We start from the raw sequence: 14340 nt of genomic DNA on the forward strand, positions 1-14340 counted from the left end.
ATTTGGCCCTGTTTATGGCTTTTTTGATCAAAAAAGGGGCTAAATCACCTTATATGTGACCTATTAAGACCAATTTTTGTGCATTTTTCCAATAGTGATCCATACTCAAGCTGTGGCAAGGTAGGGTCAGAACTTATGAAATGACTTGCCGAATAGAGGTGGTTGCTATGGCGTTGGCCAAAAAAGAAGTCGGAGTGATTGATGAAATGTCCATTGTGGACGTTTTTACCAAGCTGATTTTTGATGCTGACTCAGTATTGTACGAGACCGAGTCTCAGGTTGTTGAGATATTAGGGCAGGTTGAGGCTTCGCTCTATGAGGCATCGCGGCGTGAGATTAGTGAATTTCTGCGTGCTATGGGTGTTGATGAGATGATCTCTACCGTCGGTCAGGTCAAACGCAGTTTTGATCAACAGCAGGGGGTTATCGCCGCTAACCGTTCAGGCAACGGCTACCCACTTCAAGGCTAAGTTTTTTATTAGCGATCTGCCAAAGGCTCATCTATCAAAGCCACTTTCAATGCTAGCTACGGCTGACAAACAGAACGATTAGCTGGCAACTTCAGTCTCAGTTTGCTTTTCACCTTTATCTTCAATGACGGCGGGTAGTGTATAGCGAATACTACGTGCGTTGTCATCCACGGCTTTAACCATTACTTCAATCGTCTGACTGAGCTCAATCGTTTGTGACTTGCTGGTTAATCGTAAACGCATAGGATCAAAGCTGTACTTGTCAGCTAATAAACGCGTTTCAACAAAGCCTTCAATTAAATGTTCGTTCAGCCTAACCGCAAAGCCATTACTGTTAATTTGCGAAACCGTACCGATAAAGGTTTTACCAATTAAGGGCTGCATAAATTGGCATTTCAGCCATTGCTCCATTTGATAGCGAGCCTGACGGGAGTTATCTTGCCCCTGTTGAATAATCGCCAAGTCTTCTGCTTTTACTATAGTTGTTTTTGATGATCTGATTTTACTTTTTAGTAAACGGTGTACGGTTAGATCGCTATATTTTCTGATAGGTGATGTAAACGTCGTATATTTTTCCAGGCCCATACCATGATGCGGTAAAGCTTGGTCGCTTAAGCGGCTACGTTCCAGTAATCGGCTCAAGACAGCACGCAATGGAAATTGCAGTTGCTCATCATCAATACTTTTTATTAATTGCTGGTAGCCTTGCGGCGTAGAAAAATCAATATCAGATAATGATAGTTGTTCTTCAGCCAATTTTTTAACATCTGCCAAACGTTCACTGCGAAATCCGGGGTGGCTAATAAAAAGACCCTGATCACCAAGCATATCCGCAGCACAACGATTAGCAGCCACCATACACTCCTCAATCACTTGATGGGCGCTAGTTTTTTGGGTCGGTTCTATATGGTCGATTTTACGCTGTGAATTAAGTACTAATCGGTATTCCTGTCGGTTAGGAATGACCAGATTGTGCTGTTTTCGATGATTTAATAATGTATCAGATAAAGCTTGTAGCGTTAGTAAAGTCGTCTTGTGTTTATTACCGTCGATAAGATCTTCTTCGCTGCCATTTTGATCTAAAAGAGCGGCAACATCATGATAACTTAACTTGGCTTTTGAACTAACCATTGCCTCGATCATATGATAGCTAGTGATCTCGCCTTGCTTATCGACCTCTAGTTGGCACACCAGAGCGGGTCTGGTGGTGTTCGGCGTTAATGAGCACAGTTTGTTAGCCAGCTGTTCCGGTAACATGGATACAGCTCGGCCCGGCATATAAGTAGACGTCGCACGTTGTCGTGCCAGTCTGTCGAGTTCAGAATCTACCGCAATTAAGGCGCTCGGATCAGCAATAGCCACCTGTAACTGCCAACCCTGTTCGGTCGTTTGCACAAATACAGCATCATCCATATCCATGGTGCTGGCGGCATCAATGGTAATAAAGGGCAGTGCGGTTAAATCTTCGCGAGCATCGGTATTGATTTCTAGCAAAGATGTTTCCCAGTTTTTAGGCCAAGCAGGTTCAAGTTGAAATTTACTAATAACATAGTCACTTTCAATGCCGGCATGATCTGCAGCACCAATCACCTCAGTAATCTTTGCCTGTGGCTTGGCATCGGAGTAGGGGTGACGTTTAATTTCGCAGCGAATAAAATCATTAGGCTTGGCATCTTTGCGCGATTGCGGTGGAATAAAAATCCAGCGACTTAGATTAGGCAGGTCAGGCTCAACAAAATGCCCTTTGCCTTTGACAATATAACGGCCGGTAAATGCTTTGAGTGGAGAGTCAATCAGTTTTATTAGAGAGCCGTAGATTTTTGCTTTGCTGGCTTGGTTGTCTTGTTGGGTAGTAATCAGGATTTTGACTTTATCACCTGGGAATACCTTTTGCATTTGATCCGGATTGATAAAAATTTCCCGGCCATCATCTAAAACCACAAAGCCAAATTTTCTTTGTGTCCCCTTTACAATGCCAACAGCGTATTCTTTGCTGTCTTCAATATTTTTTTTCAGCTGTTTAAGCTGAGAAAGGGCGTCATTGTCTAACATGCTAATGTGTACCACGACTCTGTCTAAAATAGTAAGAACGATGACTGCGCTAATAACATCGCCTCTTGGTTGGGAGGCATAGACTAGCTGAAATTAGAGCAAATGTCAGTTGAAATGGATATTCGGTCTGACAAATAAATGAAGTGTTCATGCAGGCTTTACTATCAACAGGCTTGACAATGTTTGGCCATCTTTTGATAATCAACTTTTATGCACCGAGCTATGGATTCTGCTATTGCTTTCTTTGCGATTACCGCAATTTAGCATGGTGCTTGTGAGGCGCTGCCACCGGCAATTCACAACACGATGCACTCTTTTGACTCATTCGGGTCACGACTTCTCGCAGCTTGTTTATCGGCTTACCGTTCGACCCTCATATCGATGGGTTTTCGCCTGCTATGCCGCTCTTTTAAATAACAAAACCTGGAGCTTTGTTGATGGAAAAAATATTTGTCCTTGATACCAATGTGCTATTGCATGATCCCATGGCGCTATATGCCTTTAAGGAGCATAAGATAGTGATACCGATGACGGTATTGGAGGAGCTGGACACCATCAAAGACAGAAAAGATAAGGATGTCAGCCGCGAGGCTAGGATAGCGATTAATGCGATTGATGCGGTATTAAGCGATGCCACTCCTAAGGCGATTCAAGAGGGCGTGGATATCGTGGATGCCAAAGATGGCAGTTCAACCGGCTGTTTGGCCATTTTCCCTGATCAGTTAATCAGTCATGATAATGAGGCCCCCTACTTAGATGGCTCGCTGCGCCAAGCCAATGATAATCGTATTATCAATGTTGCTCTGCATCTGCAAACGCGCCATGCCGATCAATATATTTGTCTGGTGACCAAAGATATCAATATGCGATTGAAGGCCAAGGGCTCCGGCTTGGTGCATGTGGAAGACTATCGCAAAGACCAAGTGATTGATGATATTGAATTGATGTCCAAAGGTTACGAAACTGTGACAGGCGATTTTTGGGATCGAGTGGAAAAGGTAAAGTCGGTACAGAAGGGCAAGGCGACCATACATATGATTGAGCGTTCGATTTTGCCGGACGCCTATCCGCAGATGTTTGTTTGTGATGAAGGCAATTTTGTCGGTTTGGTGAGGGAGGTGAATAGTCAATCTATTCATATTCAACAGTTAAGTCGTGATCATTTGATGGCGCAGCAATTATGGGGTTTGACGCCGCGCAATATCGAACAGGCGATGGCGTTTTTTCTGGTGCAATGTGAAGACATTGATATGACGGCATTAACAGGTCCAGCCGGCTCGGGTAAAACCTTGATTGCTCTGGCCTATGGTCTTCATGCCATTATGGAACAGCAGCGATATGACAAATTAATTGTCGCTAGAAATACACCGCCCATTGCTGAAGATATCGGTTTTTTACCCGGTACCGAAGAAGAAAAAATGGCGCCCTGGTTGGCGGCCTTTGAAGATAATCTTGAGGTATTGCACGGCAATGATGAATCGCCCTATGGCAGTATTGAGTATATTAAGGAACGCGCGAATATTCAGTTTAAATCGCTCAATTTTATGCGCGGCCGCTCGTTTAATAATGCCTATATTATTATTGATGAGTGTCAGGGTTTAACGCAATTTCAGTTGAAGTCGATTATTACGCGGGTGGGTGTGAACTCAAAGATTGTCGTGCTGGGCAATTTGGCGCAGATCGATAATAAATATATTACGCCGGTGACATCGGGGCTGACATATTTAGTGGAGAAGAGTAAAGGTTTTGAGCATGCAGGGATTATGCATATCAGTGGTATTGAGCGATCACGACTGGCAGCGTTTGCTGAGGATAATTTATAGAGCTTTGTCACTCTGGCCAAGCGAATTCTGAAGGGCTATTGTCGATCGCTAACTTTTGCTTGCAGCAAACTGTTTACTGCCAATAAAACGTCCAAAGAATACGCCAATCTCGAATAAAGCCCACATTGGAATGGCGAGCAACGCCTGAGAAATAATATCCGGTGGCGTTAACAACATGCCGACAATAAAACACCCTACCACAATATATGGCCGTTTTTCTGCCAGTGCTTGCGGGGTGGTAATGCCTGCCCAAATTAATAACAGCGTGGCAATAGGAATTTCAAAGGCGATACCAAAAGCAAAAAAAAGTTTTAATGTAATATCAAGAAAGCGAGCAATATCCGGCGTATAGCTAATCCCTTCTGGGCCTACACCGCTAAAAAAACCAAACACCAGTGGGAATACCACATAATAGGCAAAGGCTAGGCCGGCATAGAACAGCACAATAGTTGAAAGCAGCAGGGGAATGGCAAACTGTCGTTCTGATTGATACAAGCCCGGTGCAATAAAACCCCACAGTTGATAAAGAATTATCGGCATGGCGACAACGATAGACGTTACCAGCGTTAATTTAAACGGTGTTAAAAAGGGCGACGCCACTTCGGTGGCAATCATACTGGTGCCTTCTGGCAACAGAGTGCGCAGAGGCTCTGAGACAAAATAATAAATATCGTTGGCGAAGTAGAATAATCCCAAGAACACCACAACAATGGCAAGCACACAGCGCAGTAGTCTGTTGCGTAACTCCATAAGATGACTGACAAGCGGCTGCGCCTGATCGTCGGCTTGCTGTTGTCGGGGTTCACTCATGACTGATGACTGCTGTCGGATGGTTTTTTATCAGCGGCTGAATTGATAATGTCTTCTATGTCATATTGCAGTTTATCAGCGGCCGGTTTTAATTTATCAGCTTGGTTCTGGCAGTTGTCTTGCTGCTGGTTTTTGGTTTTGGCGAGGTTGTTCATAATGGCTTCGTTATGAACTTGCTGCTTGATTTCATCAATGCCAACTTCTCGCTCGATATCTGATTTTATTTGATCAAAGCTGCGGCGCATACGCGAAAAAAACAAGGTGATAGTGCGCACCGCGCCCGGCAGACGTTCCGGCCCCATAATAAATAGGGAAAGAACAGCGATAAGTAATAGTTCTAGAAAACCAATATCAAACATAGATTAATAACTATTTTGCGAGGTGACGTATTACTTTTCCTGGTCGGGCTTTTCAGCGTTGGCATCGGTATTATCGAGACTTTGATCGGTAGCGTCTTTGTTAATATCATTGCCGTTATCTTTATTGTTATCGCTCACGCTGTTTTTAAAGCCTTTAATCGCTTCGCCCAGATCACCGCCTATATTACGAAGTCGTTTGGTGCCAAAGAGCATCACGACAATGGCCAGAATAATCAATAACTGCCAAATGCTGATTCCACCTAAACCCATAATGGTTCTCCAACTGGTTTTTCTATAAGGTTATTTGTTTCTTGAGGCTTTTTCTTCGATGCCGGACATGCCAAAACGGCGAGCCAGTTCGTCTAAAACCGCATCACTGTTTTCACCAAGGTGTGACAACATAACCAGTGAGTGAAACCAAAGATCGGCGGTTTCATAAATAACATCTTTGTTGTTACCGCTATGCTCGGCATCCTTGGCAGCGATAATAGCTTCACTAGCTTCTTCGCTGACTTTTTCTAAGATCTTGTTTAAGCCTTTATGGTGCAGACTGGCCACATAGGATGATTCCGGATCAGCATTTTGTTTGCGTTGTTCCAGTAGGGTAGTCAGTGTTTTTAATACATCACTCATAATGGCTTCTTGCGATTTAGTTTGCGATATTTACTTTGAGTAAATATCGCTTGGATCTTTAATAACTTTTTCAACGGTTTGCCAGACATTATTTTCCAGTCGTCGGTAAAAGCAGCTGTGTCTTCCGGTATGGCAGGCGATGCCGCCCAATTGTTCCACTTTTAGAATAATCACATCCTCATCACAATCGATACGAATTTCCTTGATCAACTGCACATGGCCGGACTCTTCACCTTTACGCCATAACTTTTGTCGTGACCGCGACCAATAGACAGCGCGTTGTTCTTCGACGGTTAAGGCCAGTGATTGCTTATTCATCCACGCAAACATCAAAATGTCATTAGTCTTGGTGTCTTGAGCAATCGCGGGCACCAAGCCGTCGCTGGTCCAGCGTACTTGCTCAAGGAAGTCTTGCGCAATATCTTGTTCGGTGCTTTGGCTCATTATCGGGCTTCGTCTGGCTTTATTACGGTGTTGGGATTGTACCATAGAAGGTTTAGCGTCGTAGCCACAGTAGCCCCGCTGCAATCACCAATACCCAGCCGATAGCTGAAACGTTTTTCAAATCAACCGAGCCATCGCCGATAAAGAGGCTGGCGGCAGCCAATGCGACAACCAATAAAATCAGATCAAGGCGATTACTGCGGCGACTAACACCTTGCAGTTGTTGCGCTAATTGGCGGATTTGTAGCTGTTGTTTTTCATTGGCGGCTTGCAATTGTTTGGATTGCTGCAAGCTATCCATCACCGCCTGAGGTAGCTGGGGTAATTGCTCCAGCCAGCCGGGGGCATGTTTGCTAAGTCGTTTAACCATACCGCTGGGCACATAGCGGTCTTTAAGCCACTGTTCCAGTAAAGGTTGTGCGGTATCCCACAGGTTAAGCTGTGGGTATAGCTCTCGGCCCAGCCCTTCAATATTGAGCATGGTTTTTTGTAGCAGAACCAGTGAGGGCTGCACTTCCATGTCAAAACGGCGAGCGGTTTGAAACAAGTAAATCAATAATTGGCCAAAAGAGATTTCTGCGATCGGTTTTTCAAAGATTGGTTCACAGGCACTGCGGATGGCGGATTCAAATTGGTTGACTTTGGTATCAGGAGGTACCCAGCCGCATTCAATATGCAGTTCAGCGACTAGACGGTAATCACGCTGGAACATGGCCAAAAGATTTCTGGCGATATAGTACTGGTCTGAATCACTGAGTGAGCCAATAATGGCGCAGTCGATGCCAATATATTGCGGTGTTTCTGGATTTTTTTTGGATACAAAAATATTGCCCGGATGCATATCGGCATGAAAGAAACTGTCGCGCAGCACTTGGGTGAAAAAAATCTCGACACCGCGTTCTGCCAATAATTTCAGGTTGATATTGTGTGCATGCAATGCGCTGACATCGGTAACGGGTATGCCGTCAATTCTTTCCATGGTCAGTACTTTATGATTGCTGTAATCCCAGTAGATCTCCGGCACATATAACTTATCCGAATTTTCAAAATTACGACGCAGTTGCGCGGTATTAGCCCCTTCGTGTTGCAAATCCAATTCGTTGAGAATGGTATGCTGATAATCTTCAACCACTTCGACAGGGCGCAGGCGACGACCATCGGGCAGGTATTTTTCAACCAATTTGGCGATGCTAAACATCAGCTTGATATCCTGACGGATGGTTTTATCAATGCCCGGACGAATCACTTTAACAACGACTTGTTTGCCACTATGTAAGGTGGCGGCATGGACTTGAGCAACGGATGCTGATGCCAAGGGCTCTGAATCAAATTCGGCAAACAATTCGCCAACCGGCTTTCGCAGTGCGGTTTCTATAATATTGATAGCATCCTGCGATGGAAAGGGCGGCACTTGATCCTGTAATTTTGCCAGCTCATCAATAATATCGTCTGCCAATAAATCGCGACGGGTAGAGAGCATTTGTCCAAGTTTAACAAACACTGGTCCCAGTGCTTCTAACGACAAACGCAGACGTTCGCCGCGCGTTTGCTTAGAAGCAGGTAATAAACGCCACGGAGCAATGGCCAATAAAGTGCTTAGCCCGGTGGGCAACTGAGTGCTATCGACAAAGTCATCCAGCCGGTAACGGATGGCAACGCGGGTGATTTTGCTGAGCCGTTGAATACGAGACATCAGGAGTTTATACGCTGTTTTAGTTTTTGAATTTGCGCGTCAAGGCGATCTGTGCGAATGGAAAGTTGATCGACATCTGTTAAAAAATGATCGACCTGCCAGCGCGGTGGCACCCAGTCACTTTCTTCCACAATATATTCATCGACTTGTCGTTTAATTTCTTGCAGGGCCTGCAGGCCAAACCGGAAACCCTGGCGGATATTGCGGCCAAGTTGATGGCCAACGACATCACCAAAAATATTGGCTAACGGTATTTCCCAATCAAGATCAAGTTGCTTCAATATTTTTTGCAGGTTGATTAAAGCCTGGCTATCACCGTGCAATTCCAGTTGCCCATTAATTAATACGCTAGCTGGGTCTGCGGCGGTGGCAAGTTTGGTAAATTCAATCAGGCTGCCAGTTAAGGTGGTGTCGGCTTTACCCTGATAAAAACCGCACAGGCGAATCTCGCCATCACCGGGGATAAGATACAGTTTTAATTCCGGCGAGCTGCAGTGAAGCAAAAAGCTATGATTTTGCAGCTCGGCCAATCTATTGAGTGTGGAGGGATCTAATTTAAGTGCAGCATTAATGGCAGCTTCTAGTGCGCCAATGGCAGCCGTGTGTAGTGTATTGCTGATCGAGGTCGGCTGATCACTCATGGTTTTAAACCTTTATGAACAGCGACAATACCCCCCGTCATATTATGATATTCACAGCGGGCAAAGCCGGCATCTTCCATCATAAACTTGAGGCTTTCCTGATCGGGGTGCATGCGAATACTTTCTGCCAGATAGCGATAGCTCTCTTCATCATTGGCGATCAGCTTGCCGATTTTGGGTAGCAGGTTAAACGAGTAGCCATCGTAAACCTTGCTTAGCAGTGCATTCTCTGGTTTTGAAAACTCCAGTACTAATAGTCGGCCGCCCGGTTTCAGTACCCTTAGCATTGAGCGCAGAGCCTTGTCTTTATCGGTGACATTACGCAAGCCAAAGGCGATGGTAATACAATCGAAGCTGTTGTCGGGAAACGGTAAAGCTTCAGCATTGGCCTGAGTGTATTCAATATTACCGGTAATGCCGAGGTCGATAAGCTTGTCGCGCCCCATTTTAAGCATAGAGTCATTGATATCAGCCAACACAACACGGCCTTCAGGGCCGACAATCTTGCTAAACTTTGCCGCTAAATCTCCGGTTCCTCCGGCAATATCTAAAACCTGATGGCCAGAGCGAACCCCAGAGATTTCAATGGTAAAGCGCTTCCAGATACGGTGGATACCCGCTGACATCAGATCGTTCATTAGGTCATATTTAGCCGCAACAGAGTGGAAAACGCCGGCCACCATGCTCGCCTTTTGCTCGCGTTGAACGGTTTTATAGCCAAAATGTGTATCGCTGGATTCAGAATCGGACATACTGGTTTCTTTATATCTGTCTTTAACTAGGAATAGGCCGCTCATTGTATCGATTATCAGCATAAAAGCCATCTAGGAAGCTAATGACTTGGATAAATAGCGATAACCGTTATTGAAGGGGTCAGTTATAAGGCGTTGAGAATAATTCTGAAAAAAGGCAGTAACAGCGGCAGGGCGGGTTTAAATATCCAGCTTTTCGCGCATCACTTGTAGGCGTTCTTTTCTCTCTTCATTACTTAATGGTTGGCTAATGGTTTCAGGGATGGCTTTATGAATGGGCATGTCCAGCTGTTCCCCGTTGATGACTCGGCTGAGTAAAATATCATAATTGCGATTAAATACGGGGAAGGCTTTGGCTTCACTATTGCCACTAAGAAAGAACCAGTCCGACGCATTGCCGGCTAAATACACAATAGGATGTGACCAGGTTTGTTCAATTTTAGGTGTGGGCGCTCGGCAGGCCTCAAGATAGGCATTATAGGCGTCGGGCAGGCCAAACTCTGCAGGATCGGGAACACAAAATTTTCTGATGGTATGAAGCGTGGGTAAGTACTCTGATGCTTTAATCGCTTTGCGTGTACCGTAGACAATGCGTTCAGGGCTTAAGTCGCATAGTGTTTTGACCCATAGTTGTTTTGCCATGGCAATTTTCTGGTCATCGGAAAACGCCTTATGAAATTGATTGTGGTACGCCAATTGAAATTCGGTAAACATCTGGTTGATGGCGGTAATATGATCTTCAGTAGGTGTTGCGGTGCTGGTGGTGGATGCGTTCATCTTATTCCCCTTCAACGAGGTCTTTTGCCCAGCTGCGGTCGGTGAGGAGGTCGAAGCTGCTCTGACGTGTTGATTGACCTGATCGATCAGTGAGTTGCTGTCCTGCATAATGTTGCCCCATTTGATGACGCGTCGCCCATTGGTATTTGGCATGCTGTAAAAATTTAGTATTCCACGAGCGCTGAATTTGTTTGGTATCGCGCCAGAATAAAACAAATTCCGGTACTAACTGTCTGGCAAATGTCATATCAATATTAGCCAGTTTTAAAATATCGTAGACGTCTTCACTGGGCTGCCAGTTGGCGGCAATTTCCCGTGGTTCGTAATCCAGCTCCATCGCTTTGGTAAATTGCGCCCACTGCCGACGAATATGCGCAATAAATTTTGAATTCCAAGTGCTGTGAGCCTCACCGCGCTCACGCCAGTATAAAACAAACTCTGGAATAGCGTCTTCGATAAATTCTGCGGTAACTTCGCTGCGATATAAAATATCTAGCGCATCAGGGCTGGGTTGCCACTGCTGATCAATATCATTAGATGATGCTTGCTGCTGACTAACCGCCGCCTGACGACTTTGATGAAAGCGCCACTGCTTTAAAACATGCTGGCGAAATTTGCTGGCCCATGAATGTGATACCTGTTGGCGGTCGCGCCAGTACAGTACAAAGTCTTCGCGCTGTTGTAAGGCAAAGTCGCGGGGAATATTGTGGTTTAACGTGATCAGTTGCAGCAAGTCTTCATCGGGTTGCCAATTAGGGGCTAACAGGCAGGCGCTTTTTTTCGCTGTGTTGGCAGTATGGCTTGCGGTGATTTTTTCCGCTGCCGGCACAGCTGTTTGTAGCTGCTCATTCATCGCAAAGCAAAACTGTTCACTCTGAGTAAGCGGGGCAGACTCAATCAGAATAATGCCCTTATCTTTTAGGCTTTGGCTGATTCGCTGTAATTCGCCAGCGTCCCAAAATGGCAACTGCTTTTGTAGCTTATCGCGGCACAGGCTAAACCATTGATAGCCGCCTTGCTGCTTGGCTTCGCCATATTCCATACAATCATTCAGCACCTGTAACAACACCGCTTCTTCTAGGCCAATAGTGGTGGCCAGAGAAGGTGAGATGGTTAGCGGTCGTTCAGGGATCAGGGATGACATAAGGTTTACAGTAAAGTGTTCAATGAGTAGTGGCTAGGTTTTTCTTATTAACTCCAAGCTCTAGGCGGAGTGATGTAAAAATAATGTTGCGTCTATTGTACGTCTCGCAATAGCCGTGCACCAGTTAAGCGACTCAAATAGATACTGTTAATATATACAGTTATTGGTTAAGATTGGATTTTTATCGACAGAGAAAGCCCCCATGGCTAAACGCAAAACCGCTTATGTCTGCAACGATTGTGGCTCTGAGTATGCCCATTGGCAGGGGCAGTGCAAGGACTGCGGTGCTTGGAATACGCTCACTGAAATCAAGCTGGCGGCTACGCCTACAGCCGCTAAAGAAGCCCGTTTTCAGGGTTATGCCGGTGCCGCCAATGGTCAGCAAGTGCAAACGCTGGATCAAATCAATTTAGAGCACTTGCCGCGTTTTAGTAGTGGTGCCGGTGAGTTTGACCGTGTGCTTGGCGGTGGTTTGGTTCATGGCTCGGCAGTTTTGGTAGGTGGTCACCCTGGGGCGGGCAAGAGTACCTTGCTATTGCAAACCATGTGTCATCTGGCCAATAGCATGGCTGCTTTATATGTTACCGGTGAGGAGTCACTGCAGCAGGTAGCGATGCGAGCCCAGCGTTTAGGTCTGCCAACCGATAAATTAAATATGTTATCTGAAACCAATGTCGAGACGATTTGCGCCCAGGCAGAGGTGTTAAAACCCAAAGTTTTGGTGGTCGACTCCATTCAGGTAGTGCATAGCGAGGATGTCACTTCCGCGCCAGGCAGTGTATCTCAGGTGAGAGAGTGCGCCGCTTACCTAACGCGTTATGCCAAGCAGACCGGCACAGTGTTATTTTTGGTGGGGCATGTCACCAAAGACGGCAGTTTGGCAGGGCCAAAAGTGCTGGAGCATATGATTGATTGCTCGATATTGCTGGAGGGCTCAGAGGATAGCCGCTTTAGAACCCTGCGTGGTCAAAAAAACCGTTTTGGCGCGGTTAATGAATTGGGTGTTTTTGCCATGACGGAGCAGGGCTTAAAAGAAGTCAAAAACCCATCGGCTATTTTTCTTTCTCGTACCGAACAGCCGGCTTCAGGTAGTGTGGTGATGGTGGTCTGGGAAGGCACCCGGCCTTTGTTGGTTGAGATTCAAGCCTTGGTAGATGATTCGCCCTTGGGCAATCCCAAGCGGGTCGCCGTCGGTTTGGAACAAAACCGGCTGGCAATGTTATTGGCGGTACTGCATCGTCATGGTGGCTTGCAGGTCGGCGATCAGGATGTTTTTGTCAATGTGGTCGGCGGCGTTAAGGTGCTGGAAACCAGTGCGGATTTAGCCCTGTTATTGGCCATTGTCTCCAGTTTTCGCAACCGGCCATTGCCGCAGGATTTAGTGGTGTTTGGTGAGGTGGGTTTGGCTGGGGAAATTCGCCCCGTGCCCAGTGGTCAGGAGCGTATTTACGAGGCGGCCAAACACGGGTTTAAGCGGGCGATTGTGCCACAGGCCAATTGTCCTAAAAACGATGTGCCGGGTATGGAAGTGATTGCTGTTAGTCAATTAATTGATGCGCTTGAGGCGCTTTGATAGTCACTATTTCTGTTGTTACGACATAGTGAATTAGCTTAAAAAATATCTTCTGTCATCACTTCTTCAATATTGCTGTTTGCTCCGGAGGTATCATCACTGTCAGCTTGCTTGGTCGGCGCTAATTCTTGCCGAAAGATTTCAAACATAGCATTGGTCTGGCCGGGCTTGGCGAGCATGCCGGTAGCTGGGTCAATTTTAACCGTAACAATACCCTCCGGCTGCTTGGGAGTCACTTCTGGTCGTCCTTTAAGAGCGACTCGCATATAGTCGATCCAAATGGGCAGAGCCGCCGAGCCGCCGTATTCTCTATTGCCAAGTACACCGTTCTTATCAAAGCCAAACCATGCCGTGGTGACAATACCGCCACCATAACCGGAAAACCAGGCATCGGTAGGGCCGTTGGTGGTGCCGGTTTTGCCCGCCAGATCATTGCGGCCTAGCCTGCGGGCCTTGCGGCCAGTGCCTTTTGTTACCACATCGCGCAACATGCTATCGATAATATAGGCCACTCTGGGTTCAATAACGCGTTCCGCTGTTGGCAGTTTTGCCTGCTCGGCCAAATCTGCCTGTTCCAAAATATCCTCTAGTGTGGCTAGTTCTTCAGTGGTTTCAGTGGGTGGCGCTGGGGCGTCCTCGCAGTCGCGACAAACCGTTGCCGGTGTTGCCTTATAGACTGGCTCGCCATGGATATCATCAATGCGCTGAATCAGAAAAGGCTCGACTTTATAGCCGCCATTCGCCAGCACAGAGTAACCACTTACTATCTCCAGAGGGGTTAAAGAATGACTACCTAAGGCTAGAGAAAGATCTCTAGGTAGCTGGCTGGCATCAAAGCCAAACTTCTCGACATAATTGATCGCTTTGGCAATTCCCAGGCTTCTTAATAGGCGAATTGACACCAAATTACGAGACTTGAATAGCGCATGGCGCAGTCGTGTGGGGCCATAAAATTTACCGCCATCATTGGTGGGTCGCCAAGTGCTTTCTAGACCGGCATCTTCAAACACAATCGGCGCATCATTGATGGTGCTGGCGGGGGTGTAGCCATTGGCAAGGGCAGCGGTATAGACAAAGGGTTTAAAGTTCGAGCCGGGCTGCCGGGTGGCCTGAGTGATGCGATTAAATTTGCTTTGACCATAGTCAAAGCCGCCGACCAGACTGAGGAT

General features: G+C 46.3%; 15 protein-coding genes. 3 read left to right on the top strand and 12 right to left on the bottom strand.

All coding sequences use genetic code 11. The features are described 5' to 3' along the window. The first annotated feature begins 140 nt into the window (after positions 1 to 140). The gene (locus AACP44_RS00520) at positions 141 to 470 is read left to right on the top strand and encodes a hypothetical protein (RefSeq protein WP_339337926.1); all 330 of its coding nucleotides are present in this window, start codon (positions 141 to 143) and stop codon (positions 468 to 470) included. 78 nt (positions 471 to 548) lie between these two features. Here AACP44_RS00520 and AACP44_RS00525 read toward each other — a convergent pair whose 3' ends face one another. Further along, positions 549 to 2522 carry a VacB/RNase II family 3'-5' exoribonuclease gene (locus AACP44_RS00525; protein ID WP_339337928.1) on the bottom strand — a complete coding sequence of 658 codons (1974 nt, stop codon included), beginning with the start codon at positions 2520 to 2522 and terminating at the stop codon, positions 549 to 551. A 437-nt stretch (positions 2523 to 2959) separates the two neighbouring features. Here AACP44_RS00525 and AACP44_RS00530 point away from each other — a divergent pair, with 437 nt between their 5' ends. Continuing rightward, positions 2960 to 4345, top strand: coding sequence for a PhoH family protein (locus tag AACP44_RS00530; RefSeq protein ID WP_339337930.1), 1386 nt, complete (start codon positions 2960 to 2962; stop codon positions 4343 to 4345). Positions 4346 to 4393: 48 nt separating this feature from the next. Here AACP44_RS00530 and tatC read toward each other — a convergent pair whose 3' ends face one another. The 10 genes from tatC to AACP44_RS00580 all read right to left on the bottom strand — a co-directional run bounded on the left by tatC (position 4394) and on the right by AACP44_RS00580 (position 11598). After that, on the bottom strand, positions 4394 to 5155 hold the full coding sequence (tatC, locus tag AACP44_RS00535; protein ID WP_339337932.1) for a twin-arginine translocase subunit TatC: 762 nt from the start codon (positions 5153 to 5155) through the stop codon (positions 4394 to 4396). Next, positions 5152 to 5514, bottom strand: a complete 363-nt coding sequence (gene tatB, locus AACP44_RS00540; RefSeq protein WP_339337934.1) for a Sec-independent protein translocase protein TatB — start codon at positions 5512 to 5514, stop codon at positions 5152 to 5154. The genes tatC and tatB overlap by 4 nt, the downstream gene beginning before the upstream one ends. 30 nt (positions 5515 to 5544) lie before the next feature. Further along, the gene (tatA, locus tag AACP44_RS00545; RefSeq protein ID WP_339337936.1) at positions 5545 to 5784 is read right to left on the bottom strand and encodes a twin-arginine translocase TatA/TatE family subunit; all 240 of its coding nucleotides are present in this window, start codon (positions 5782 to 5784) and stop codon (positions 5545 to 5547) included. Positions 5785 to 5814: 30 nt separating this feature from the next. Further along, the gene (locus tag AACP44_RS00550) at positions 5815 to 6147 is read right to left on the bottom strand and encodes a phosphoribosyl-ATP diphosphatase (protein ID WP_339337938.1); all 333 of its coding nucleotides are present in this window, start codon (positions 6145 to 6147) and stop codon (positions 5815 to 5817) included. 30 nt (positions 6148 to 6177) lie between these two features. After that, positions 6178 to 6591 (bottom strand): phosphoribosyl-AMP cyclohydrolase, encoded by a 414-nt coding sequence (gene hisI / locus AACP44_RS00555; RefSeq protein ID WP_339337940.1) that lies wholly within the window; start codon positions 6589 to 6591, stop codon positions 6178 to 6180. 52 nt (positions 6592 to 6643) lie between these two features. After that, positions 6644 to 8284, bottom strand: a complete 1641-nt coding sequence (ubiB, locus tag AACP44_RS00560) for a ubiquinone biosynthesis regulatory protein kinase UbiB (protein WP_339337942.1) — start codon at positions 8282 to 8284, stop codon at positions 6644 to 6646. After that, positions 8284 to 8925 (bottom strand): SCP2 sterol-binding domain-containing protein, encoded by a 642-nt coding sequence (locus AACP44_RS00565; protein WP_339337943.1) that lies wholly within the window; start codon positions 8923 to 8925, stop codon positions 8284 to 8286. The genes ubiB and AACP44_RS00565 overlap by 1 nt, the downstream gene beginning before the upstream one ends. Next, a complete protein-coding gene (gene ubiE / locus AACP44_RS00570) occupies positions 8922 to 9677 on the bottom strand; it encodes a bifunctional demethylmenaquinone methyltransferase/2-methoxy-6-polyprenyl-1,4-benzoquinol methylase UbiE (RefSeq protein WP_339337944.1) in 756 nt (251 codons plus the stop codon). Before ubiE ends, AACP44_RS00565 begins: the two co-directional genes overlap by 4 nt. Before the next feature lie 180 nt (positions 9678 to 9857). Beyond that, a complete protein-coding gene (locus AACP44_RS00575) occupies positions 9858 to 10454 on the bottom strand; it encodes a replication protein P (protein ID WP_339337946.1) in 597 nt (198 codons plus the stop codon). Between the two features lies 1 nt (position 10455). After that, complete coding sequence (locus AACP44_RS00580; protein ID WP_339337948.1) at positions 10456 to 11598, bottom strand: DnaT-like ssDNA-binding domain-containing protein; 1143 nt, start codon at positions 11596 to 11598, stop codon at positions 10456 to 10458. A gap of 202 nt (positions 11599 to 11800) precedes the next feature. Here AACP44_RS00580 and radA point away from each other — a divergent pair, with 202 nt between their 5' ends. Beyond that, positions 11801 to 13171, top strand: a complete 1371-nt coding sequence (radA, locus tag AACP44_RS00585; RefSeq protein ID WP_339337950.1) for a DNA repair protein RadA — start codon at positions 11801 to 11803, stop codon at positions 13169 to 13171. A gap of 38 nt (positions 13172 to 13209) precedes the next feature. Here radA and AACP44_RS00590 read toward each other — a convergent pair. Then, on the bottom strand, positions 13210 to 14340 hold a 1131-nt coding region (locus AACP44_RS00590; RefSeq protein WP_339337952.1), incomplete at its 5' end, for a penicillin-binding transpeptidase domain-containing protein.

It is taken from the genome of uncultured Oceanicoccus sp. (assembly GCF_963968385.1).
Taxonomy (GTDB): domain Bacteria; phylum Pseudomonadota; class Gammaproteobacteria; order Pseudomonadales; family Dasaniaceae; genus Oceanicoccus.